General features: G+C 61.4%; 20 protein-coding genes. 5 read left to right on the top strand and 15 right to left on the bottom strand.

The genetic code is table 11. The features are described from left to right. Window positions 1-23 precede the first annotated feature (23 nt). Both CR156_RS03705 and CR156_RS03700 read right to left on the bottom strand, forming a co-directional pair. Entirely contained in the window at window positions 24-653 is a 630-nt protein-coding gene (locus tag CR156_RS03705) for a hypothetical protein (protein WP_100551945.1), read from the bottom strand. A gap of 559 nt (window positions 654-1,212) precedes the next feature. Continuing rightward, the gene (locus CR156_RS03700) at window positions 1,213-1,995 is read right to left on the bottom strand and encodes a M15 family metallopeptidase (protein WP_024958507.1); all 783 of its coding nucleotides are present in this window, start codon (window positions 1,993-1,995) and stop codon (window positions 1,213-1,215) included. Window positions 1,996-2,252: 257 nt separating this feature from the next. On the opposite strand from CR156_RS03700, the gene CR156_RS03695 reads away from it, so the two are divergent. Beyond that, a complete protein-coding gene (locus tag CR156_RS03695) occupies window positions 2,253-3,710 on the top strand; it encodes an adhesin (RefSeq protein ID WP_100551944.1) in 1,458 nt (485 codons plus the stop codon). A gap of 589 nt (window positions 3,711-4,299) precedes the next feature. On the opposite strand, the gene CR156_RS03690 is transcribed toward CR156_RS03695, so the two are convergent. Further along, on the bottom strand, window positions 4,300-4,962 hold the full coding sequence (locus CR156_RS03690) for a hypothetical protein (RefSeq protein ID WP_133120056.1): 663 nt from the start codon (window positions 4,960-4,962) through the stop codon (window positions 4,300-4,302). Between the two features lie 259 nt (window positions 4,963-5,221). Between CR156_RS03690 and CR156_RS03685 the strand changes: the two genes are divergently transcribed. Beyond that, window positions 5,222-5,677, top strand: a complete 456-nt coding sequence (locus CR156_RS03685) for a GIY-YIG nuclease family protein (protein ID WP_100551942.1) — start codon at window positions 5,222-5,224, stop codon at window positions 5,675-5,677. On the opposite strand, the gene mobF is transcribed toward CR156_RS03685, so the two are convergent. From mobF to CR156_RS03655, 5 genes are all read right to left on the bottom strand, one after another. Next, entirely contained in the window at window positions 5,667-8,501 is a 2,835-nt protein-coding gene (mobF, locus tag CR156_RS03680) for a MobF family relaxase (protein WP_038645720.1), read from the bottom strand. The two genes, CR156_RS03685 and mobF, sit on opposite strands and share 11 nt — an antisense overlap. A gap of 64 nt (window positions 8,502-8,565) precedes the next feature. Then, entirely contained in the window at window positions 8,566-10,443 is a 1,878-nt protein-coding gene (locus CR156_RS03675) for a helicase HerA-like domain-containing protein (protein ID WP_100551941.1), read from the bottom strand. Continuing rightward, on the bottom strand, window positions 10,421-11,179 hold the full coding sequence (locus CR156_RS03670) for an ankyrin repeat domain-containing protein (protein WP_243381694.1): 759 nt from the start codon (window positions 11,177-11,179) through the stop codon (window positions 10,421-10,423). The genes CR156_RS03675 and CR156_RS03670 overlap by 23 nt, the downstream gene beginning before the upstream one ends. A 351-nt stretch (window positions 11,180-11,530) precedes the next feature. After that, window positions 11,531-11,734, bottom strand: a complete 204-nt coding sequence (locus tag CR156_RS03660; RefSeq protein ID WP_100551939.1) for a hypothetical protein — start codon at window positions 11,732-11,734, stop codon at window positions 11,531-11,533. 137 nt (window positions 11,735-11,871) lie between these two features. Next, window positions 11,872-12,396 (bottom strand): hypothetical protein, encoded by a 525-nt coding sequence (locus tag CR156_RS03655; protein WP_100551938.1) that lies wholly within the window; start codon window positions 12,394-12,396, stop codon window positions 11,872-11,874. 441 nt (window positions 12,397-12,837) lie between these two features. Between CR156_RS03655 and CR156_RS03650 the strand changes: the two genes are divergently transcribed. Continuing rightward, window positions 12,838-13,434, top strand: a complete 597-nt coding sequence (locus tag CR156_RS03650) for a hypothetical protein (RefSeq protein WP_100551937.1) — start codon at window positions 12,838-12,840, stop codon at window positions 13,432-13,434. On the opposite strand, the gene CR156_RS22670 is transcribed toward CR156_RS03650, so the two are convergent. From CR156_RS22670 to CR156_RS03625, 7 genes are all read right to left on the bottom strand, one after another. Beyond that, window positions 13,370-13,882, bottom strand: coding sequence for a hypothetical protein (locus tag CR156_RS22670; protein WP_133120055.1), 513 nt, complete (start codon window positions 13,880-13,882; stop codon window positions 13,370-13,372). The genes CR156_RS03650 and CR156_RS22670 overlap by 65 nt on opposite strands. A gap of 3 nt (window positions 13,883-13,885) precedes the next feature. Next, complete coding sequence (locus tag CR156_RS22665; RefSeq protein WP_049421744.1) at window positions 13,886-14,095, bottom strand: hypothetical protein; 210 nt, start codon at window positions 14,093-14,095, stop codon at window positions 13,886-13,888. Between the two features lie 262 nt (window positions 14,096-14,357). Continuing rightward, window positions 14,358-17,339: a TraM recognition domain-containing protein gene (locus CR156_RS03645; RefSeq protein ID WP_100551936.1), complete on the bottom strand. Its 2,982-nt coding sequence runs from the start codon at window positions 17,337-17,339 to the stop codon at window positions 14,358-14,360. Between the two features lie 23 nt (window positions 17,340-17,362). After that, entirely contained in the window at window positions 17,363-17,695 is a 333-nt protein-coding gene (locus CR156_RS03640; protein ID WP_006375352.1) for a hypothetical protein, read from the bottom strand. Window positions 17,696-17,760: 65 nt separating this feature from the next. Then, window positions 17,761-18,948, bottom strand: coding sequence for a hypothetical protein (locus tag CR156_RS03635; protein ID WP_100551935.1), 1,188 nt, complete (start codon window positions 18,946-18,948; stop codon window positions 17,761-17,763). Between the two features lie 61 nt (window positions 18,949-19,009). Beyond that, window positions 19,010-19,645 (bottom strand): hypothetical protein, encoded by a 636-nt coding sequence (locus CR156_RS03630; RefSeq protein WP_100551934.1) that lies wholly within the window; start codon window positions 19,643-19,645, stop codon window positions 19,010-19,012. A 28-nt stretch (window positions 19,646-19,673) separates the two neighbouring features. Then, window positions 19,674-20,075, bottom strand: coding sequence for a hypothetical protein (locus CR156_RS03625; RefSeq protein ID WP_049419591.1), 402 nt, complete (start codon window positions 20,073-20,075; stop codon window positions 19,674-19,676). A 766-nt stretch (window positions 20,076-20,841) separates the two neighbouring features. Between CR156_RS03625 and CR156_RS03620 the strand changes: the two genes are divergently transcribed. Beyond that, entirely contained in the window at window positions 20,842-21,897 is a 1,056-nt protein-coding gene (locus CR156_RS03620; protein ID WP_243381692.1) for an HNH endonuclease, read from the top strand. A 44-nt stretch (window positions 21,898-21,941) separates the two neighbouring features. Next, entirely contained in the window at window positions 21,942-22,823 is an 882-nt protein-coding gene (locus CR156_RS03615; protein WP_100551933.1) for an HNH endonuclease, read from the top strand. Window positions 22,824-23,026 lie beyond the last annotated feature (203 nt).

The raw sequence follows: 23,026 nt of genomic DNA, 5'->3' as shown, positions 1-23,026 counted from the left end.
GTCAGGCCTGTTGCCACTCCACATCAGGGAACATGGCAACAGGTGCCACAAGCACAGCAGGAACTTGCCCCACAGCATTTGAGCGACTGTCCGCTGCCATCCTGACACTTCGCGCCACAGCATCCGCTGTTGCGCACAGATGCCACCGTCGTGGCGATCCCACACGCCTTCAACGCGTCATCCGCCTCCAGAAGCGGCGTCTCTCTTGAATAGTCAAGTACCTGAACGTCGGCCGGACCCGCATCCAGTCCCTGCTTGTAAAGCCCCAGCGGTCGCCCGCTTCGCGCTGCGGCCTGCACCGTTATCGGAGAAATCGTCAGTGCACCCTCCTGCAACAACGTACCGCTGAACTGTTCTCCCTGCCACAGACTCCACTGCAGGTCTGCGGCCGCTTCACCGACAAAGGCCGATGCCTGGGCAACATCGAGCACCAACGTGTAGCGGCGCCCGTGCTTCTCCCCCAGCGTGAGGATCGCCGTGCGTCCTTCCTGCACGCTTACACGGGGCGAGAATACGGGGTTCGCGTCGTGCAGCACCCGCAGAGTGAGGTGGTGCAGGTCCTTTGATCCGGATACTTCTGCAGCCAGGGACGGAGCCGCAATACTGACCAGGAACATCGCAAGCAACATACCAAACAACGTACGAAGGAACATGCAGGAACTCCGTTGACCGCCCGATTGCGGCCGTCAACTCTCCACCGGCGATCCAAACGCAAGTTGTGACCCACACAACACATTCATCAAGCTCCCCCGACGGCGCGCCCACAGCGACCATTTCATACGTGATCGCCGCTATCCTGCGGCATCCACGCAGCCACTGACCACCACGGCCGCCACCGCCGCTGCTTGTCTGCGACATCTCACACGCCACCAACGAAAGCGCCTTTTCCCCCCGACCAGTTACCATGGACAGCCCTGTACCCGTTCCGCACCCGCTGCCCTCCGGCGCGAGCGGACGCCCCTGATCCACGAGCCCCATGTCCAAAGACAAGTCCGCCGAACACACCCCGCTGATGAAGCAGTAGCGGCGTGCGACTCTTCGGCAGAATCAATTTATTGATTTACAACAGATTGCCAGAGCCTCATCGGATCGTTCGCGGATTTGGCTACCCTTTGGCGACCTACGCAACCCCCTATTGAAAGACTTTTTGCGCAGCCCCTAATGCCGACTGCGGCAGCCTCGGAGCCATGAGCGGAGGAAGCCACTCATGCGCTATGACGGCCAAAAAACGTCGCTTGCCGGGCACTGAAACGACGCTTCCGACCGCGTGCTTTGCACGCCCACCAATCCCCCCATCGGGGCGCTCGCCACGGACAGGCTCCAGTCCCACCGCCGGGCGCACATCCAGCCCTCGCAGGGCGTGGCCGGCGTGATCGCCAGCGGCATCAGCCCGGGCCACATCGGCGCCAAGGGGACCACCGGTTCGGGCACCACCTCGGCCACCAACATGGGCTGGCCGGCGCGGTAGGACCGGATCGCCACCAGGCACTCGCTGCGCATCTCGACGTGGGGCATGTCCTGGAATCTCTTCCAAGCGCCACCCCACCTCAAACCCGCCTGCTGGGCCAGCTCACCGAAGCGCTGGTAGCCCTGCCGCACCTGCTCGTCCCTCAGGTCCCAAGAAGGGCGCCCGCGCTTGTAGATGACCATATCCGCCGCCCAGCCGTGGTTGTGGCAGCTGCTACCAGGCCCCACCTGGGTCACGCCCTTTTGGCTAGCGAGCAACGCAGCCTGGCGCTGTTCAGAGCGGTAACCCTCCATCAGGCGCAGGTCGTAGCCCTCGCCCTTCATTTGCAAAGCGATCCGTTCCAGTGTTGAGCGAAGCTCGGGCTGGACACCGTCCCACTGCGGGGCGTCCTTGTGGCGGTGGAACAGGCGTTTGAAAAACCCTGGCTTCTTCCCGTGGACCTCAACGGAATCGGTGGCTGGCACGTGAGCGTGGACCAAGATGGGGGCGCTGACCAATGCGAGCGCGAGCAACAAGCGTTGAAACATGAGTAGGCCTCCTTACTCACATGAGCGATACATCCATGCAAGCGGAGAATCGAAAACGCGCAAGGGGGCTTGCGGAATCTTTTCCCTGACGTAGAAGAACAGGGGTGGGGAAAAGTCGGCCCCACCGCTTCCCGGCTCAACGGTCCTCCTGCCGTTGCGCCGGGAGGTTTCGTTGGGGGGGGGGGCTTGCGCATTCCAGGATCTGATCTATTCGTGAGTGCACACACTCACTCAATTCAGACCCAGGAGGCCATCCCGTGAATCGATCCCTCGCACACATCGCGCTGTTCGCTAGCGTCATCACTGGGATGGCAACCGCACATGCCCAATCCCATGTCGACTCGACCATCGTTGGCGATACCCCGCTTAACTGCACGTCTGAGTCACCCATCGACTTCTTGAATCATGTTTCAGTAGGTGTTGGAAACCGCTGCGTCGGTGAGCGAGATCCTGGACTTGTTCCTGCCGCCGACGCGGTCATCGTAGGAAACGGTAACGAATTCGACACGTCGGATGTCATAGTTGGTCATGGCAACCGCTCCAACGACGTGAACCCCGCCTCGGGAGCCGGCAACAATATTGTTGGCCGGCTCAACAACGTGGAGGGCGCTAACAACAACGTTCACGGCCTTAACAATCAAATCAGGGGCACCAACAACATCGTTGCAGGGTCCAGCGTCGAAGGAACCGGCAGCAACATGGTGCTTTTCGGAACAGCAGCGAGAGGAACTGCTGACGGTTGTGTTGCTATCGGAGGCCGCGCGGAATGCGTTGAGGCCGACGAGTTTTCTATCGGCAACACGATCCAACGTCGCCGCCTGACCAACGTCCGAGACGGACGTGATGAATTCGACGCAGCAACTGTGGGGCAATTGCGCCACATGACAGAAAACTTGGGCGCAGGCGCCACCGTAGTGAACGGTGTGATCGTGGCACCGAACTACCAGCTGATCAGCGGGAAACATTACAGCACCGTTGCCGGCGCTATCTACGATCTCGACGGGCGCGTTCACCAGCTGGAGCAGAACCCTGGCGGCGGTGGTGGCGCCACCGGCCCGCAGGGCCCGCAAGGTCCGACCGGTCCGCAAGGTCCCGCAGGCCAGGACGGTAAAGACGGCAAGGATGGCGGAAGCAGCACCGCGGTGGCCGGGGCCAACATCGAGGTCACGGACAACGGGGACGGCACCCAAACCGTTGCCTTGAAAGACACCATTGAGCTTTCCGAGCAGGGCTCGGTCCAAGTGGCCAAGGCCATCCACAACAGCGACGGCTTCACTGTCCAAGGCGGCCCATCGGTCACCCGATCCGGGATCAACGCCGGCAACCAGCGGGTAACTGGGGTGGCTGCAGGGGCGATCGCTCCTGGGTCCACGGACGCGATCAACGGTGGCCAATTGTGGGACTACCAGCGGCAGCAAGACGACCGCTGGAACCTGACGGACCGCCGTTTCCGCCAGCTCGACAAGCGGGTGAGCGGTGTCTGCGCCATGGCCCAAGCCAACGCCCAGATGGCCACCTCAACGTCGGCCATCCATGGGGAGAACCGCAACCGCCTGGCCGTGGGCGTCGGTGGCTGCAGCGGCCAAGCCGCCATTTCCATCGGCTACACCCGCGACGTGACCACCCCACGCGGATCCCCATCGGCTTTCTCGATCGGGGTTTCCCGCAGCGGACAGGACACGGCCGTGGGCGCAGCCTGGGCCATCGGTTGGTAACGAATCTCAGCGGCGAAAAGGAGGTGATCGTATCTCGGCAAGGGCCCTTCGGGGCCCTTGTTCGTGGCGTCAATTCATTAAAATTGTATTTATATACAATAACTTACGATTGACCAAGGCGTTGGAAGCTGGTAACATCTCCACCGCTCAGCAGTGTAGGAGCCGGACTGACAATCCCGCCTGCAGTAATGACCGTTGCCGTAGCACTACTCACGCCAATGCTTGCCATTGCCCTAGAAGCCGTTAGGGAATGGTTGACCAACCACGACGCAAAGGAAGATGACACATGCAGCACTAACAATTACAGGTATACCTCAATGAATAAAGAAACAAGTAACAGCAACACGATTGCAACACGCACCAAGAAACACCCGCTTTGCAGAGCCCTTGGCGTGGGCCTCAAGGTGCTTTACGACACGACAATTGCTGTAGGAGCAAGCGCGCTCCTTACATTACACAGGTCAACGCGCGGTGAGCCATGCTCCCCGTTGACCGATATGAAAAGCCCGGGCCCAGCCCGGGCTTTTTCTTTGGAACGCTGCTGCTATCCGCAGCGCCTCCGATCCGGCAGAGCCGAAACCGCCCAAACCTAGCCCCGTCTTTTCTCCGTTGCCACGAACGCACCATCGGAATGAAGGACCGCGAACGTGTTCCCCTGGACGTGCTCTGGCCAAACCTGTCCCGGCAGGCCCACGAACTCCAGCGGGAGGTTCGCCTCTTGGTCTGGTTCGAACCCAGCGAACGGGTCAAAGCTCTGCGGCTGCCAGTCCTCGAACTGAAAGTCCCTGTTCCAGACCATTGCAAAGGCCAGCGGATAGGCCTTCAGGACATAGATCGCCGAACTGGCTTTCCCGCCCAAGATGCCCAGCCCGAAGTCGCGAAGAACCGTTCGACCGCTGTAGGGATACACCCAGTAGTGAAGCCGAACCTGGCGTAGAAGATCTGACCGGTCATCGAACAGGTGCTGGCTGTGGCGTTCGTCGTAGCGATTCAAGCCCACCGATGACATGTGGCCCAGAACTCCCCTTGCCACAAGCTGCGGCTGGATGCGAATGCTCTGGTAGTAGGTGACTTTGGTTCGATCACGCAAGATCTCCATCACCTGTCGGCTCATCGATACAAGCGCCTTGTCGTATCGAGAAAGCACCGAGCCGTTGCAGGTCCGGCAGATGCTCCTGAAGCAAACGCCATTGGGCATCTTGTGCGACCGCGGCTTCTTCTCTCCACTGATTGCATCGGCGACGCTGGACACCCTCAGAGCGATGCCTTGAGCCCACGCCTTGGGTGGCACGTGATTTTCGGTCAGGTCGGTTTCCTGCCCGCATATGTTGCAACGCCCTTTGGAAGGTCCAACCGGGAACTTAAAGGTCACTCGCCCGCCCCATGCTCGCCATGAACTGCGAAGAGATTACACGCAAGCGACGTGTGGCCTCTCACGTCCTTCGCAGCAGGCTTGCCAACTCCAGATTCTGATCTATTCGTGAGTGGGTCGTTTTACTCACGGAGAGACCATGACCCATCGCCACAACCTGGGACGCAGCGAGAAGTATCACGCCCTGCCCCGCACCCTTTACGCCCTATTGTTCGACGACGGGGGATGCTACGTCGGCCAAAGCACGAACCCGCAGCAGCGGGAGAAGCAGCACCGCTCCCCCAAAGGCGGCTGGCACCGTCCCTTCCGGTTCCATGCGCTGGAGGTGGTGACAGCCACCCGGGCGGAAACCGAGGCGTATGAGCAGGCGTGGCGGGTGAAGGCCTCCCGGGAGGGATGGCGCATCTACGCCAAGCCACCGGGGATCGTGGTCAACCCGCACCGGCGGGCCACGGCCCACGTGCGCGGGTTGGCCCACCAACGGCGGTGGCAGCTGGGAACACCGGTGAAAGCCCCCTCCGAACGCGTGGGGTGGTGGCCATGGGTAGTGGTGGTGATCAGCGTGTTGGCGCTGGCCCGATGCGTCACCGGGTAAGCCTCATCTCGCGCCGTTCCGCGTTCGAGATTGGCACCTCGGTTTCGGATTTCAACCCGGCCAGCAGCGCTTCCACTTCTTGGACCAGGTTGCGCACCGGGTCCGCCTGCTTGCTGGACAGTCCCACGCTCAGCGCCATTTCCTTGTGCCGTTCGGTGCCCAGCCGCTCGGCCATGCGATCCATCATCTCGTCGGTCGTAAACATGCGGTAGCTGCCTTTGGTGAGGCGAGTGAACGCCACCAACGCCGACTGCTGGTCGAGCATTCCCATGTTCGTGGCCAAGTGGTAAACCTCGGATTTCCCCTGCCCCTGCGCCTTGTGAACGGTCATGGCATACCGGTGGGCCAAGGCGTTGTGCTCGCTGGTGTTGAACTCCAGGATGCGTCCTTCTTCATTCGGGTTCGAAGAGTCGATGCGCACCACCAGGTCGTAGCCACCGGATTTGTCCTTCCGAATACTCTCCACCGTGCCCTCGGTGCCGTTGATGACACCCAAGTCGTTGTTGGTCGCCGTGAACATCACACGGTCGCGGCGGGAGAGCGTCAGGTCTTCCCATTGGCCTTTCACGATCGATCGGAAGGTGAACTCCTCTTTGTCCAGCACGCCTTGCTCCTGGAGCCCCGTTCGGATGCCCGTGGTAAGCGCTTTGACTTCAGAGCGCGTGTGGGCCAAGACCAGCTTCTCGTCCATGGGCGTCCTGTCTTTCAAGTAATCCTCCACCAACGCTTTGATGGCCTGGCTTTCCGTGCCAAAGTCGTCGATGCAGTTGCGTTGCTTGAGGTTGTTCAGGATATCTTCGCCCATATCGAATGTGCCTTTGCGGCTGCGGTGTCCGCGGCGCATGTCCTTGACCTCTCCCTCGTCATCCCGCTCGTAGAAGCTGTTGGCGGTGACCAGGTCATCAGCGTTCCTCTGCCGGCGGATTTCGGTCAGTTTCTTGTCCCCCAAGGCCATCTTCGCCAGCTCAAAGCCGTTGCCCGCAGCGATGGGCTGAAGCTGGTCACTGTCTCCCTGCATGACAAGCTTGGCGCCCACCCCCTGGCAGTAGGTCATGAGCTTCAAGGTGTCATCGGTGGCCACCATGCCGGCTTCATCGAGCACCACCACAACGTTCTTCGTCAGAGCAACCTTGCCCTGCCGGAGCTGGGAAAAGAACTTTGCAACCGACATGCAGGGCATTCCGGACTCTTCTTCTAGCTTGGCCGCGGCTTTACCCGACACGGCCAAGCCCATCAACTGCTTTCCTTCGGCTTCGAAGCACTGTTTGTAGACCTCGGCCACGGTGGTCTTGCCGGTGCCGGCCAACCCCGACATGACCCCCACACCGGCCGTGCCGTAGGTGAGGTGACCGATGGCGGCTTTCTGCTCCTCTGTGAGGGTAAAGCCCTTGCGCTTCTCGTAAGCGGCGATCTCCCGATCCACGGTGGAGCGGAACAGCTTGAGGTCCGTCTCGTTCTCCCGCTCTTTCGAGCGGCGGATGATCTCGGCCTCCCATTCGACCATCCAGGTGGCGCAGAAGCGATCCTCCCGGTGCTTGCGCGCCAACCGAACGCCCCGGTCGTCTTCGTGGAGGTATTCGGCTTTCACGCGCACCAGATCGTCCTGCTCGGTGAACTCATTCACCATCCTGAGGATTTCTTCTGAATTTTTTTGTCCTGCGAACTCCATCCCCAACTCCCGGACCAGGTCATGCTCGCAGAACATCGCCTCGTTTTCGTGCATGCGCTGCAAAACCTCGTCAAACGTATGCGGGTCCAGGTGTTGGCCTTTCGTCTGCTTGAGCGACTGGGTGGTGGGAACCAGCTCCGGGTGCTCTTTAGCGATGTTGGCGAAGGTTTGCTGCCAGTCCTTGACCACCTGCTCGAAGGGCGGTTCTTCCTTTTTTTTGCGGGTGGCCTTGCAGGCCTCGTCGTGGCTGGCGTTGGGGTGTTCCTTGACGTAGTCCAGGATTTCTTGGCGGCGGGTCTTCGTCTGAAGCACCAGCTCCCGGTCGATGCCGGCAATCGTGGTGAGAGTCTGGCCCGTTTCGTGCCCCATCACGTCCACCTCGCGTTCCCGCTGAATCCCATAGCCCAGCGCTTTCATCGCGGCGTAGAGCTCGACTTTGTAAAGGTGATCCGCGGCGTGCCGGTGACGGTAGATTTCGATGGCGTCGAAGGTGCCCCACTGACCGTCCTCGCCCATCGAGATCCCGTAGACCAGGTGATGGGTGTGCAGGTCGGGTTCCACGTTCCGGTTGCTGACATGATCGGCGGCTGTCCATACCAATCCCGCCGTGCCTATAACGTCTACGCCTCCTTGTCCGCGCCGGGTCTCCACTTTGCTTTCGATGTAGCGCATGGCCACGGCGCAGGCCTGGCGGTGGGCCTCCAGGATGGCCAGCTTCTCGCGATCATCCGCCAGCGCAAACGCCACGCTCACGTCCCCCGGGGCGGAGATGGTCAGATCAAACCCGACCCGATGGCCGCCCTCCCACTTCTCCATTGGCTTGCCATCGTCGTCCAGTCGCACGTTGCCCATGCGATCCGTCTTGATGACCAATTGGGGCTCCTCTCCCGCGTTTTTGCACAACGGCCTTCCGGTGGGTGAAAAGCCCTTGCCCAGCAACTCCATCACCCTTCGGGTGACCGGTTGATCTTCCAGGTCGAGTTCGGCGGCGAGCTTGCCGCCCCAATTGAGCGTCTGCCGCGGATCGGGACCGCTGCCGGCGTAATAGGCCACGGCGCTGTCGATGGCCAGGCGCTCGGTGGCCAGCATGTAGTCAAACATGTTTCCGTTGTTCTTGTTGTGGCCGCGGGCATCGATGCGGGTGCAATTGATCATGGGGCTCCCTTAAAGAACGTTGACTGTTCCAAGGTCCCAGAAAACGGAGAGTTGGCAAGGCCGATCACCGCTTGAAAAGCGCGTCGATTTCCTCGGGTGTCATGGTCAGCACCCGCTGGACCGTGTCGATGCCTTCTGCGGTGGTTGGGAAGGCCAACGCGTCACCGGTCAAAGGGGGCAATTCAGCTTCACCCTCGGCCACCGGGCCGGCTGGCTTGGTCGTCCACGCAGCGGCCACCTGCCCCTCGCGAACCGCTGGATGGCTCTTCCCGGGCCATGTCAGCAACAGGACGTCCCCGCCCATCTGCACGATCGCCTCGATGCCCCACCTCTCGGGACCGTAGCGCTTGCCCTTTCGGAAGCCCAGCCGGTCGGTGAGCTCACCGCTGGATACCAAGGCGCGGCCTTCTTCGTGGACTTGGGCTTTGTCCTCGTGCCCACGCCAGGCGATTTTTCGCTTGCCGAGCTGGCTGGCCAGCTTGTCCCGGGTCGCCCCCATCTGCACTTGGCACACCACGTGGGTTCCCACCAGCGATGAAAAGGCCTGGGCGGCCTTGTCCCCGTAGACCAGTTCAATCTGGGAGTGATCCTGGACCGCCATGATGGCCACCACGCCTTTGCTGCGCCCCAACGCCAACAAGGGATCGACGTTCAAGCGCCCAGCGCTGGTCAGCTCGTCGAACACGAAGTAGAGCCCACGCCCGCCCTCGTTGTCCGGCAAGCCCGGCCCAATGAGATCCGGCACGGCCACGTTGATCATGGCGGCGATGTAGGCCTTCGTCAGGGTCGGATCGGGTCCGGACTGCACGATGACCTGCTTGCGCCCGTTGTAGTCGTCCCGTATCCACTCGGTCATCGAGAAACGGCGCTTGCCAACCTTGGGCCATGCGGTGGCCAGATCGTCGATGAGGCGGGTGAAGCCCCCCAAGGAAGACAGCACGCTGGACGTGGTCTGGCTTTCCGGGTCACGCACCAGTGCGGCGCCGCGGGGGTAATGCGGGCGCATGCCTGCGGCCATCTCTGCAGCCGGGCGGCGCACCAAGGCCGCCAGATCGGGCCACCCCCACTGGCCAGGCCGGGTGTTCTGGAGTTCGCGCACGCACCCGATCAACAGGTCTTGCGCGGCCATCGTCCAGAACTTGGCGTTCCCGTCGCCCTCCGGGATGATCGAGGCAGCAAACGCCGCCGCCTGGGTCGGGGTCCGCACGTCGGCGGCGACGTCCCACACGTGGGAGCGCGCATCGAAGGGCGACACGATGATGGGCCTTTTAAAGATCGACGTGAAGTCGCCTTTGATGTCGTAAAGGAACAACTTTGCGCTCTTCAGTCGCGTTAGCTGTTCCAGGATGTGCTTGAGGATGACACTCTTGCCCGACCCCACCGAACCGGTGATCAAGACGTGGCGCGCCCAGTGCTTTTTTGACAGCAACAGATCGGGGTGGAGGGACAGGGCGAAGGGATCCGCCTCGGCGTCTTTAGGGGCTATCGAGCGGTGCCGGGCTTCGTCCACGGCCTCCTTTCCTTCCAATAGCCGCGGTCCGGACAGGTGCCAAGTGTTGCTCACCGGCTCAGCTGCCTTGAGGAACATGCGAAGGCCAAGGCCCACCGCCAGCAGAAGCGACACCCCGATCCGGGACCACGTCGCCACTGGGTGGTGGTAGGACACCAGTTCGATGAACTCCCGTGCCGGAGCCCGAGCCGAGATGCCGACGGTCAGGAAGTGGTAGGCGGTCACCAGTCCGCCTTTTAAGGCATCGGCAAAACGGATGAGCGAGCCATCGGGATTCGGCAAGAGCCAGGCAACGCCCATGCTCCCCACGTAGGCCAAGCCAAAAACGAATGCACCGGCAAGAACGGCGCGGTGCCAGTATCGGACCGGCTGGGAAGGCGCAACGCTGCCGGGCACGTCACCCAGCGCGTCAAAGGGCTTGGGTTTGCTCATGTCGGTGCATGCGCGTCGGGGTCCGCCCTCGCCACCCTGGCTGCTCTGGATTGGCGCCGTGGGCCATCAGGTGGAGGCAGGCCCGGGCGTGCTTGTGAAGGGCGGCAAGGTGGAGCGGTGCCCACCCGTGGGCGTTGAGGGCCGCCACGTCGGAGCCCGCTTCAACCAGAGGCGTGACCAGCGAGGCGTGACCAAACCGGGCCGCGTGGTGCAGGGGCGTGTTGCCGCTCACATCGGGCAACCGGGCGTCCGCGCCCATGCTGATGCAGGCCAGCAGTGCTGCTTCGTGGCCCGCCCGGGACGCCCCCACGAGCCAGCCCTGCCACGGTGCGTTCTCCCGCAACCGGTTTGCATCGGACTTCCGTGCCCGCGCTTCCTCCACCGCCATCGCCATGCCTTGGAAGAGCGAGGCGTGCTCTGCCATGGACAACCCAACCACCCTCTCTGCCAAGGTGCTGTAAACCATCGGCTCGTCACGGTCTGCCAAGCGCCTCTCGTAAGCACGCACCAGGTCCCGGGTGGAGGCCCGCGTGGGCGCGTCGAACCCCAGGCGATGCAAGCCCCAGCGCAGGTCCACTTGGGGCGCATCATCGTGCTCCCGCTGGCGCACCTGCCAAACCAGATCGCCCAACCGACCCTCGACAGGGGAAACGCTCAGGGCGTGGGCGCGCGCCAACACTTGCGAATCGTGAAGGCCTTTGGATGCACCGGCTTCGCGAGCGAGCGCGGCCGCCAAGGCCTCCGCTCGTTGGAGGTCCAGGGGACGCAAAAGGCGCAACAGGGATTCTTGAGTGTCCATCCCCATGGTTGTAGCGTTGAATCGCTGGCCGTCAAGCCAACACGCAGAAATGGTGGGTCAGGCAGGACTTGAACCTGCAGGGGAGTGAACCAGCGGTTTTACAGACTGCCCCGGCTTCGTTACCGGACTACTGACCCGAACGCTAAACGCTGTCGGGTGGGCCAAAGACGATCCAACCCAACATGTAGAAAATCAGTGCGGGATAGAACCAGAAATCAAACCCCTCCCAGTCAAACCGGCGCCAACGCTTCCTGCACCTTGCACGCAGCTTGAGCCAGCGCCGGCTGCTCACCGGAAGGAACTCTGGACCACCACCCCGATGGTCACAAAGCCCGCCACCGCCATGGCCACCACTTTGAGCAGAACCGGAACGGCCGGGGGGTAGACGAGAACAGCCGCTGCGAAGGCCGCGATCAGCAGGAACAAGCCGGTCAGCAGTGGAACCGCGTTTTCGAAAGCGAAGTCTTTGAGGGCATTGAACAACGTGGACATGGTGGCTTTCCTTTTGGTTTTATGAGTAGGTCTACCTACTCGTTACACAACCAGTAAAGCACCATCAAACTGGACGTCAAGACGCAAAAATGCCCGATTCTGCGAAGAACCGGGCAGATTTGAACATCGGTGAAAAATTACTGTCGGAAGACGTTCGGTTGGGCCTGCTTCTGGTGCTTCTCCCAATCGTAATTGGCAGCGTAGTCCTTCATGAAAGCCGCCTCCTTCAACGAACTGCGGGCGTAATCGGCGTATCCCAGGCGCCCAGGTCCGTTCTCCATCCGCTGCTCACGGGTCAACATGGGAGGGGTCTCCTCCCGCTGGGCCCCGCGTTGCTGCCGCCACTGCGCAACGGTCGCATGAACCACCTGCTCGTGCTTGTCGTCCGGCTTTGCATCACGAACGGCTTTGTCGGCCTCCTGGATCTTTGCCTGGAGCGCGGCGATCTGATCGGGCGAGGCCTTCTCTGCCCAATCCAGAACGCGCTGTCGGCGTTGCTCGATGGCGTCTTGGTCTTGGGCCACGTTCTGCTCGAAGTCCGCCCGTGCCGCGCTGTCCTTCTGGGGCGGTGGGCGATCGCCCAGAAGCCGCTCGTTGCGCTGCGCCTGGAGTGCTCGCAGCTCGGTCATTTCTTCGATGGGTTGGGAAGGGGTGTCGCTCATGTTTGTTTCCTCCGCTGGGGTGAATGGGTTCATCGTTGATCAATCCGTGGGTTTGGCAAGGGGGGCGAGCCCTAGCTGCCCTCGTTGGATGCTCACCGGGGCCGTCCTGGATGCCCAATCTAAAGGGCTGGATTGGGATAGCATTCCAACGTTTGTTAACTTTTACCTAGATCCGCGCTACGTTCTGGGATCATGAGAAGCCCACGACCCTGCTGCCCAAATGCCGAGTGCGCCTACCACCAGGTGCCGCCGGCGGGGTTTTACCGGAAGCGTGGTTACTACAGGCCGCGGCACAACCGCCAACCCGTGCCTCGTTACGAGTGCCGAGGATGTGGGGCGTGGTTTTCTTCTTCGCAGGCCAAGCCCACGCGGGGCCAGCACCGGCCGGAGTTGAATCGAAAGGTCCTGGAGCTGGCCGTGTCAGGCGTAACCATGCGTCGGATGGCTGAGGTGCTGGGGTGCAGCCAAAGCACGGTGGAACGCAAGGTGGCCCATTTGGCCGCCCAGGCCAAAGCCCATCACACAAAGCACCTGACCACTCTAAGCACTCGTTACGCCATGTTCGATGAGCTGGAGACCTTCATTCATGCCCGCTGGAAGCAGGTTTCCGTGTCGGTGGTGGTTCGCGTCAAGACGGGAGAGGTGCTGGCGTTCGGGGTGGCTCGTAAGCCTTCCAGCATGCGGCAAGGCATTGAAGGCAATCGCTGGGTCATCAATGACCGCCCCCAGGTGATTCCCCGAGTGCTCTCCGAAGCGGCCATTGGAATGAAGGCTGGCGCGACGCTGGCCAGCGATGGGGATGCCAATTATGGAAAGTGGGTAGCGCAAACGCTGCCAGGGATCACCCACGCCAAGCTCCGGTCTCCGACCGTGCCCGACTACGACCCCTTGTTCGCCATCAACTTGGCGTTCGCGAAAATGCGCAATGACCTGGCCCGATTGGGGCGGAAGACCTGGACGACCACCAAGACCCTTAAGGGGCTGGAGAATCACTTGTGGTTGTGGGTGGCTTGGACGAATGATTATCAACTTCGCTGATAAGGGCAACTCTTTCTACCCATCGCCCAAACTTCGTGTCTTTGTTTGCCTTCCACATAATTGCGCAAAAAAATATGAGAACAAATCCAAGGCATGCGATTAAGAAAGAGCTCAAAGCCTGCCCCCAGAAGGCCCCACGAAAAGAGAGCCTTTTTCGCAATGCGGAGAAGTGACCATTGTTCTCATCCTGCGCCTCAGCGATCACCTCCCTAACTGCGCTCGCAAAATCCTTAATACACAGGTCTTCGATTCGCGTTTCGATATGTTTTTCGATTCTTTTGTCAATCGAAAGGTCGGCAGCAATTTTGAGTGCGTCATCCGCAGTGTATCCGGCATCAAGCAAATCAGACATCAGCTTATCAGCATACTGTTCTTTAATTGCCCAGCGCAGAAGATCCTCTGTTTCAGAGGAAAGCTTTGTCCTTCGTCCCTGCTTGATACGACCCATCCATCAGTCCCCGTGATGGATGGGCCCGTTCTGGTCAATTTTGGGCTTGATGCCCAGCCTCTTGGCAGACTTCAAAGCCGCATCCAGCAACTCATCAACCACCGACTTTTCAGTCATGTCTGGAACGTCTTGCTTCCACATCTTCAAAGAAAAATCTTGGCAAATGTCTCGATGGATACGCTCATTCGCGTTAGCAGTGGCAAAATTTTTCATTTCAGTTCCCCTGATATGCCAGCTGTCGGTCTGGCTTCTGTGTGGGGTCCACGATTTCAGGTTGCCTGCGTGGTCAGTCGAGTCAAGTGGGGAAATCGCGCGCAATTCAGGATCTGAGGCCGTGAGGCCACAGTTTCGGCATTTGCTTGTTAGGCAATGCCAGATCTTTCGAAATATTTGGGGCATCGTTTGTCTCCGGATTGGGTAGCTGTGTGCGCACTAAACAAGGGCAGCTAGGGGCGAGCCCCCTTGCCTATCCGCATCAATCCGCATCGGGCAGCAGCTCCGCCAAGTCGATTCGCTTGATGCCGGCACGGTTCAGCGCCACGATGGCGTGACCACGGGGCTCAAGAAGGGCGGAGTATTCTTCCTGCAGGAAGAGCGGCTGCACCTCGCGCTTGCCCCCGGTGGGCATGTCAATGTCGCGCGCGATCTCGTCTTGGCCCAGCGTGTCCTCCGACCCAATCCGCCAGCGGCGGCCCGTCACGGCGTCGATGCGCGAGGCCGTCAACCGCCCGGCCCCTTCCATTCGCATCTTGTCGTAGGCGGACGCGTAGGCATGATCCGGGTCGTTGAGCACGGAGTGGCGCCAATTGTTCATGCCGCCTTGGTAGTCGATGCCCCGGGTGCGCTGTTTGAACGTGGTCAACGTTGCCTGTCCGAACCGCTTTTCCAGGTATTCGTGGGTGTTGTGCGAGCACTTCAGCGCGATCACCGACTGCATCGTATTGGCCATGAGATCCGCCTCGTTGACCGAACCAAAGGCGTTGACCAAGCTTTCAAACCCTTGCGTTGCAAGCACGGGCATCAACCCCAGCGAGCGCGAAACGGAGAACAGGTTGATGTCATCGGCCGTCAACAGCAGGTGGGCCTCGTCCATCATCAACATCACTTCAGTTTGCCCAGGCAACGCTTCGCGCCACTTGTCGCCGAATGCACCACGCGCCTTGATTCCGTTCATGACCCGCTGCTTGAGCAGGCGCATCATCATTTCACCTGCCTCACCGAACTGCGTCGGCGGCAAGAAGAGGCCTACCATTGCTCCGTAGAGCGCATCGGACACGTCCACCTCGCCCTTCTCGATCGAATGCCAAGGCATGTCCGTTTTGCTGTCACGCAGCTTTTCGCCTCGCAAGAGCTTCTCCAGCAGCCCTCGTGAGTTGAGCGTGAACGACTGCCTCTGTTCCGGATGCATATCGGGAACCTCCTTCAGCGCCCAGTTCAGCGAGCTCTGCAGCTGAGACATGGGACGGAAGAGGTCTGGGTGGATGGTTTCGGGAGCGTTGTCCTGACGAAGGCGGTGCTGCTGCAGGTAAGCCGCATAGGCCAGCCGCCCCTCTTCGTCATGGCTCGTGTCCGCCTCTTCCAGGCCCAAATATTTCACCACCTCCATCAGCCTCGGATTGGCACGAGGCGCTGGGCTGGCGGGAATCACGTGTTCCACAATGGACAACAACTTGATGTGGTGGAATGGCGTGTAATGCCATTGCCTGTCATCGCTCACCGGGATTCGATGGATGGCGATCTGCTCGGCGATCCGCTCGATCAACGCCTCAGTCTCGGCCACGTCCTCGCCCAGCTTGCGCTGTTTGACCAGCTCAAGCTCCGCATCCAACTGTGCACGCTCCAGCCCTTCCAGCTTGGCCGAGCACCAAGACCTGTAAGCCATCTCGTGATCCACGAGCGCACGAAGGATGATGCCGGTGTGGTAGAGAAACGCGTCACCGCCGTCCGTCCAAAGCTTGGATTTCTCGTCCACTCGCCCACCGGCTGCACCGCGCAATGCCCGGACGATCTGATCGGGCGCCAACCCTTCGTATGGCGCCACCCGCATCCCGGGTTTGACGACGATATCGAACAATCCTTCCAAGTCCGAGATGATCGCCCCGTCTTTGCCGTCGGCGATGAGCGCGCCACCGCCGGCAAGCTTCTGCTGCTTCAAGCGCTCCCTTGCATCTGCGTGGCCTGGCGCCGCACATGCCATCGCCAAAGCGGCTCTACGGAACCGACGAGCGATGGGTCTGAGCGCGGCGAAGGATTTGCCAGATCCGATGGCTCCGAACACGAGCAGGCCCTGCTGACAATCCCTCCACGAGAACATCATCACGGTGCCCAGGTCGGGCGAGTAGCCATAGCCCTTGTCGGAAAGGTGTCCCGTGGCGCGCCCAATGGTGATCAGCGGGGTCTTGTCCCGCAGTGCCGCCTCAGCTTGCTGTTCACGCGCCTTGACGTGCGCGTTGATCAGCGCCCCCTGGGTGGCCAGGTTGTTGTCGTTGTTCTGCAGGTAAAGCCGGGCGGCGTTTTGGACAAAGTTGCCTTCGGCGTATTGCATCGCATACATGCAGGCCAACACGTAAGGTGCCGCCTCGCCCAAGCCAAACGGCAGGACCTTGGCGACAACCAAGGTGGCAAAGATGAGCCCCACCCACTTCATCGCTTGAATGAAGCGCGCGGCCGTCCCGCCAATGACGCCCCGGTGCGGGCGCGAGGCTGCCGCCACAAAGCAAACCACAAACAGGATGCCGACCAAGCCAAAGGCCCACCACAGGTAGGTCTTGGCCATCTGGGCATACACAGCCATGCCACCGGCTTGCATTGCCACCTCGGTGCCGCCCTTGCTGTCGCCGACCATGAACTGAAGCGCCATCGGAACCCACTGCAACAGCACCAGGGCTTTCAGCGCCTCCTTCATGCCCTCGCCTTGCTTGAGGGCAATGAAATAGGGAATGGTCAACACCAGAGCGGCCCAGCCGGCCCAGCCGATGAGGCTCACCAGGAAGGTTGCCAGAACGCCGATCACGGGGAAGGCGAGATACATCAAGGGTGTGGCCAGGCTGTCGCCGCCCTGCCCCATGTCGTTGCCCTGCAAGAAGCCCTCGGCACGCCGCCCACGCTTCGTCGTGATGATCCGCGATTGGGTGTCGCGCAAATCCTCTGGAACCTTCGGCCACCACTCCTGGAACTCGTCCTCGCTGCGTCCATCAGGGACCTTGAACACCTGGGCGTTCTCGTCCCAGACCGCGCCGCATTCCTTCGCGAAATCCCGGTCAGCCTCCGGCACATCGAGCTCTCGGCTGCGAACGCGATCGGTCACGTCAAAGCGACCCACGAGGTTTTCATACTCCTCGTGGGATTTGACGATGATTTCTTCTTTCACGCCCGAAGGCTCGCCGCTCTTCCGTCGGAACTTGCGGCCCAAGCCGCTCGTCCAGTCCAGAACGTTGAACAAACTGATTGCAGTCATCTCTGCCTCCCTCCCCTGTCAAATCAACGAAGCCAATGCGCCAAGACGGCAAGCACCAAGCAAAGCGGCGCGCACGCCAGAAAGCCCGCCTTGGCCACCCAGCGCTCTGCGACCTGCTCAACCTTGCTCGCGTAGAGCCGATCCTTGGTCCATGCCTCATACGCGGCGTCGTCTCTGACCGGAGGCCTGCGATCGGCGCGCAAGTAGTAGAAAGTGCGGCGGACGCCTTCGCTCAGGTGGCCCATGCCAAACGATTCAGGGCTACCCAGGAACAAGCGCCCGTGCAGGTTCAGCCACTTTGAGCCGAAGTGAAGTTTTCCGGGTTCCCGGTATTGCGTGAACAGCCACTTGAACATGTCTCCCCCTTATTCGTGAGTAGGTCACTTCTTTCTAGATCGAATCCGCGGATGCGCAAGGGGGATCAATCGATCCCCGACTTCTTCGCCCAGGCGTCCAGGTCTGCGTTGGCTTTTTGCTGCCAGTCGTTCCTTGGCTCGGCGGCTGGTGCGGGGGCCTTCCTCGGCAATGGGGCGGTTGCACGTTTCGGCGAAGGCTTGGGCTGGGTCGCAATCGGAGCTGACGCTGTCACATCGGGAGTGGCGACCGGCTCTGGCTTCTCTATCGCAGGTTCTGGCTCGGCCTGCTCTGGAAGCACTGCTGGAGCAGGCACAACCACGGGGGCTTCCACTACCTCGGGCAACTGCTCGGGAGCGGCTGGAGTGGCAACCGGTGCCACGGGCTGCGGTGTGCTCGGCGGCACCTGATCGCTCTTCCCAAGTAAGAAGTAGATCGCCCCCACGACCAATGCCACCGCCACTACGCCGGCCAAGACCCAGGGCCAACGAGAGCGGGGCGTGGAATGCAGTGACGCTTGCGCTGCCTCTGGAGCCTGGGCGTCGGGTGAGGGGCCAAGCTCCTCTGCGGCAGTGGCGGCCAACTTTCCCTGCCCTGTCGAAACGTCATCGGTCACCTGCGGCTCTTTGACAGCATCTGCTGGCTGATACGAAGGGGCGTCCGCCTCCGGTGCAAATCTGGCGGCTTCCACGACAGGCCGCTGTTCCGTCACTCCTGGCTCAAGATTCGTTTCGCTCACGCCAACCGCTTCGGCTTCGACGGCAATTGCCGCTGGCTCCCGGGCGGACAACGCATCGACCAGGTCCTCGGCTGCCATTTCGGCGAAGGGTGCTTTGCCCTCCCCCACCTCCCCATCAACAAGCACAAGGTCCTGAGCCATTCCGTCAACCACGAGAGAACCCGCGTCCTCTCCCTTCAAAGACTTTGTCGCCACCTCGGCTTCGGTCGGCTGGACGGTGGGGCCAGACTCGGCTTCTGTTGCCTGAACTCTTTCCTCTGCGCTTCTTGCCCGCTTGGCGTCTACGGTCGCCTTGACCTCCTTCGCCTTCTCTGCAGCGGCAGCAACGCCCTTCTGGGTCAACTCGGCAGTGCGCCTGCTGATCACCCCGGCCCAGTGACTGGCCGCTTTCAGGTTTTCTTTCATGCCGTCGGAAACCAACCGCTCTTCCTGCGTGGGCGAAGCGGTCGGGGTTGCGTTGGCACGCTTCAGCAATTCTTCGCGCTTGCGTTGCTGGATTCTTTCTTCTGGGGTCATGTGGGCTCCTGGGAATGGGGGAAGGAAGCCCGGGCATCGCAAGACACCCGGGCAATTGGCGTCAGCGGACGTCAGGCACCGGGGTAACGACGATCACGGGCTCACCGCTGCCGCAGCGGTCGTCCACCGTGACCTTGGACAGCGCGCCACGCTTGGCCAGCTCCACGATGGGCACTTGGCAGGCGGCCTTGTCAGCTCCCTGGAACACCACCGTCAAACCGTTGCTGGACTTGTTCAAAAGACCCGCGAACTTGTCGAGGAAGGCCCGTGTGTCGCCGTCCAACCTCTTCATGTCGGCGGGGCTGTAGTTCAAGCGCAACGAATCCAGGACGGCTTCCTGCCTGCCCTCCACGGTTTCGGTCTTGGTCACCACTTCGGCCCTCATGCCAGCCGCACGGGCGGCCTCGGCGGCCTGCTCGGCGTGCTCCCGCTGCTGCGTCACGTAAGACGCCGAAGCACCCACTGCAGCACCCGCGGCGCAAGCGCCCCAGGCCTTGTCTTTCTTGCCCGTGAGCAAGGCGATGGCTCCGCCGGCCACGCAACCGATGCCACCGGCTTTGAACAGGCGCTTCTTATCGGCCTTGGGCTTGCCATCGTCCGCCGCGGCATGCACCGCATCAGGGGTGGCCTGGGCGGAAACCTGAAGCGGCATGCAAGCCACCAGGCAGAGAGTGAGAGGAAGGGAAAAACGTTTCATGGGATGGATCTCCTGCTGTGGGGGAAAGTTAGGTGCGTGGAGCAGTCATGGGTCCGGCTGCGGGCACCTTGGCCGCACCAGAACCTTTGGGAGAGGGTTGCGAGAGGGCCGCCGTCACCACCTTGCGAAGCGCTTCTTCGTAGCGCTGGATGGCGCTGTCCTGCTCCGCCTTCGTTTCGTCTCGCAGCCGCCGCAGATCTTCCTGGAGCGCACTCCGGAACAGCGCGTTCTCTTCCCGCAGATCGTCGATGAGGCGCTCCAGCTGAGCGTTGGCGTTCTCCAACACGCTCACCACTGACGTGGCGGTGTTGTGTCGCTCCAGCGCCTCTCGCACGTAGGCGCTGAACGCGCTGCCCGATTCACGGGCGAGCCGCTGAGCAAGTTTCAGTTGCCGAGGGTCGAGGTTTACGTTTTGACGAACGAACGCCATCGGTCGAGTAACTCCGTTTCGGGATTACTCCACCGATACCGCGAATCTCGGAGTTGGCAAGGCCCCACGTCAGGAGCCTGAAAAACATGGGCCAAACGAGCTAACAAGCACTGACACTGTCTCCATTCGGTGGTGACATGGTCAGGCCTTGATTGCATTGAGGTTTCGGCTGGCGTTACAGCGATTCTTGGGCGAAAAACGCACTCCCACTTCAGTGCGTCATGTGTATGACGACTCTGGGGAACCTTCCGGGCTCCTGCTTCTCTGCCACTGCCGACAATGCTTCCACCCATGTTGGGCTCTTGCAGTTGCTTTTCGGCGGCCCCTTGCGTGTTGCCCCAGCTGCGCTATTGCTGGTCTACGCCCCCTCGCCCCACAGGACCGCCGCCCACGCCATGCCCACGCAACGCTCCCGCTCTTCCACCCCTCACGCCCACCGATGCCCCACCCCGGGAATCCGTGCAAAGTTTTTCAGCCCACCGTTTCGCATTGCCCCGGATCCCCAGGACAGGTTGCCCTCGCCCACCCGCTGCACCGCCCCACGACACCCAAGCCACGTTGGTTTTAGTCAAACGTGTGCAGTGCCATTGGATGCACCGACACCGTGCTTTCCGAATCTTCCGTGGGCAGCCAAAGAACCACTGGAAGGAACCCGCAAATCCCTCGCACCAATTCGTTTTAGTCAAACGAGGGTGCGCGCCATGGCCTCCATTCACCGCCATTGGCCCATGAATGATCCACCTGCTGTCGTTTCAGGAGTGCTCTCATGAACACCGCTGACCTGGACGCGTTTGCCCGTCGCGTGCTGGCCTTCCATGCCGTCCGTGCGCCTGCCACCCCACGCTGGGCGCTGGACGTGGCCCGCCGCTCTGAGAACCCCGCGTGCGCTTTCTGCACCGCCCCTTTGAACGTGGATCATCGCCATTCGTGGGGGCTTTCACCCCTCGTTCCGTTGAACCAGGGCGGCCCGGCGGACACCGAAAATCTGCTCATGGCCTGCAAACGCTGCATCGCTGAACGCGGCAGCCGAGACCTGTTGGCCTGGCCCGAGTTGAGCCAGCGGCTGCCACCAGAACCCTTGGACGCCCTGCTGGCCGACCGGCTGCTTGTCCTCCAGCGCTCCGACAACCACCTGGTCGAGGTGGGGCGCTTTGCCAAGCCAGCCACCGTCCTTGCCCAGCTCCAAGAGCGCTGGATACACCCCCGGTTCGTCGTTCACGCCCAGAGGCATTCGGACGGCTGGATAGTGGGGTGGCCACTGGCCCACCGTGCCCATCTGACGCGAAACGACTTGGCCGCGCTCTTGCGCAATATGCACCAAGGCCAATGGCTGGAACACCCCGACGTGGCGGCCTTCCGGTTGACCGAGGATGTTTTTCAAGCGGCGGTGTGGCAGCTGATCGCCCTCCACGCGTTGGTCATTCCCCTGCCTTTGGGGACTGCTCTCCCTCCCGACCGCTCCTTTGAGAACCGGTGGATGGCCCGGTATCCAAGCCTGCGCCAGATCCGACTGCGGCGACAGGGCACGCACGAAGCACCGTGGCCTAGCCAGGCCAAAGACCACATCCCGGCTTACAGCGACAGGCCCAACGCCGTTCGCATGCGGACCCAGCGTCAAGCCACACGTGAGGGGGAAACGAAGGCCCAGTGGTTGGAAGCAAGGCGGCGTTTGGCGAAGCGAGACGCGGGCGTGGCAAGTGGGACGCTGAGGGCATGGTTGCCCGGGGAGCGGGCAGCCATGCAGGCCGATGTGGACGATCTAGCGTCGTCGTGGTTGGAGGCCCGCCAGCGGAAAGTGCAAGGCCGCTCTCAGCGGCCGTGATCCACTACCATTAGCTTCGCACCCAACTTCGAACACCATCCGGCATGGAAAGCGAAAAGGAACGCATCGCCAAGTGGCGGGCGGAGAAACAACGACGACGCCACGAAGAGAAGAGCCAAGCCGCCACGCGGACCTACAGAAGCCTGTTTGCCATCGATGACGATGAGCTGACCGATCCGCCCGAGCTTAAGGAATACTTGGTCCGGCAGAACCTAGCCAAGGGCAACCTCGCCCGCCGGATGAGCAGCGGTGAGGTCCAGTTGGCGCTGAACACCTGGGGCTTGGACGAACTGAACCAGCTTTGGAGCATGCGCCGAGAGAAGCTCACTTACCTCGAAGACGCCGCCCTCCTGTTGGCCCACATCCGACACCGATCCGGCATTGACCCACAGCTGCGCCCGGCGGCAGAGCTGCTTGGATACGACGCCATCCAAGCACTCCAAGGTGTGCTGGAAGAGAGCGGGCGGTTGGCAGTGGAACAGGCACTGCCCCCGGCGGCGGAAGCCATCGTGGCCGAGGGCAAGCGGGTGGAACAAGTCCTTCGGGTGATCCGAGAGGGCCAAGCCGAGTTTCGTAAACGCCTAGTCGCTCACTACGGAGCCGTGTGCATGGTCACCGGGACCGCCTTGGCAAGCGTCATCGACGCCGCTCACATCGTCCCCTACAACGGGGCAGCCACCAATGCTTTGAGCAATGGCTTACTGCTACGGAAGGACATCCACGCGTTGTTCGATACAGGCCTGTTAACCATCGGACCGGACCTGGTCGTTTACGTCAGCGCGGGGGTGGACGATCCGTTCTACCGTTCGTTGGACGGAAAGGAGCTCTCGCTGGACGCTCCGCCCAAGATGTCCAAAGAGGCCCTGCGGCGGCGACTGGCGGGCAATGAATCGTCCGAGCTGGACGGTGCCAGCCTTTCTCAATGAGCCGACCCAAAGCTCCGGCTGATCGGACAAATCGAACCATTGCTCATGATAGAAACGCCCTCCGCGTGGATCCGGAAGTGCAATCAACGGTTCTCCGCGCCGTAGGCGTATGCCTGCTCCCGCCAGGGGACGCTTTTTTAGCTGCTTTTGCTCTGCCCACGGGATGATCCACAGCTACAAGAAAGCGGCTATGGCCGCTTTCT

This window comes from Stenotrophomonas lactitubi (assembly GCF_002803515.1).
In the GTDB taxonomy this organism is placed as follows: Bacteria; Pseudomonadota; Gammaproteobacteria; order Xanthomonadales; family Xanthomonadaceae; genus Stenotrophomonas; species Stenotrophomonas lactitubi.
The sequence above is the reverse complement of the archived record's forward strand: the minus strand, read 5'-3'. Positions and strand labels throughout refer to the sequence as shown.

What these genes read in the sequence shown, in the direction of transcription:
- CR156_RS03675 (WP_100551941.1), bottom strand. Translation starts at nt 10,443, where the DNA reads ATGAGCAAACCCAAGCCCTTTGACGCGCTGGGTGACGTGCCCGGCAGC.
- CR156_RS22670 (WP_133120055.1), bottom strand. Translation starts at nt 13,882, where the DNA reads ATGGGTCGTATCAAGCAGGGACGAAGGACAAAGCTTTCCTCTGAAACA.
- CR156_RS03635 (WP_100551935.1), bottom strand. Translation starts at nt 18,948, where the DNA reads ATGACCCCAGAAGAAAGAATCCAGCAACGCAAGCGCGAAGAATTGCTG.
- CR156_RS03625 (WP_049419591.1), bottom strand. Translation starts at nt 20,075, where the DNA reads ATGGCGTTCGTTCGTCAAAACGTAAACCTCGACCCTCGGCAACTGAAA.
- CR156_RS03640 (WP_006375352.1), bottom strand. Translation starts at nt 17,695, where the DNA reads ATGTTCAAGTGGCTGTTCACGCAATACCGGGAACCCGGAAAACTTCAC.
- CR156_RS03700 (WP_024958507.1), bottom strand. Translation starts at nt 1,995, where the DNA reads ATGTTTCAACGCTTGTTGCTCGCGCTCGCATTGGTCAGCGCCCCCATC.
- CR156_RS03630 (WP_100551934.1), bottom strand. Translation starts at nt 19,645, where the DNA reads ATGAAACGTTTTTCCCTTCCTCTCACTCTCTGCCTGGTGGCTTGCATG.
- CR156_RS03655 (WP_100551938.1), bottom strand. Translation starts at nt 12,396, where the DNA reads ATGAGCGACACCCCTTCCCAACCCATCGAAGAAATGACCGAGCTGCGA.
- CR156_RS03705 (WP_100551945.1), bottom strand. Translation starts at nt 653, where the DNA reads ATGTTCCTTCGTACGTTGTTTGGTATGTTGCTTGCGATGTTCCTGGTC.
- CR156_RS03645 (WP_100551936.1), bottom strand. Translation starts at nt 17,339, where the DNA reads ATGACTGCAATCAGTTTGTTCAACGTTCTGGACTGGACGAGCGGCTTG.
- CR156_RS03615 (WP_100551933.1), top strand. Translation starts at nt 21,942, where the DNA reads ATGGAAAGCGAAAAGGAACGCATCGCCAAGTGGCGGGCGGAGAAACAA.
- CR156_RS03650 (WP_100551937.1), top strand. Translation starts at nt 12,838, where the DNA reads ATGGCTGAGGTGCTGGGGTGCAGCCAAAGCACGGTGGAACGCAAGGTG.
- mobF (WP_038645720.1), bottom strand. Translation starts at nt 8,501, where the DNA reads ATGATCAATTGCACCCGCATCGATGCCCGCGGCCACAACAAGAACAAC.
- CR156_RS03660 (WP_100551939.1), bottom strand. Translation starts at nt 11,734, where the DNA reads ATGTCCACGTTGTTCAATGCCCTCAAAGACTTCGCTTTCGAAAACGCG.
- CR156_RS03620 (WP_243381692.1), top strand. Translation starts at nt 20,842, where the DNA reads ATGAACACCGCTGACCTGGACGCGTTTGCCCGTCGCGTGCTGGCCTTC.
- CR156_RS22665 (WP_049421744.1), bottom strand. Translation starts at nt 14,095, where the DNA reads ATGAAAAATTTTGCCACTGCTAACGCGAATGAGCGTATCCATCGAGAC.
- CR156_RS03685 (WP_100551942.1), top strand. Translation starts at nt 5,222, where the DNA reads ATGACCCATCGCCACAACCTGGGACGCAGCGAGAAGTATCACGCCCTG.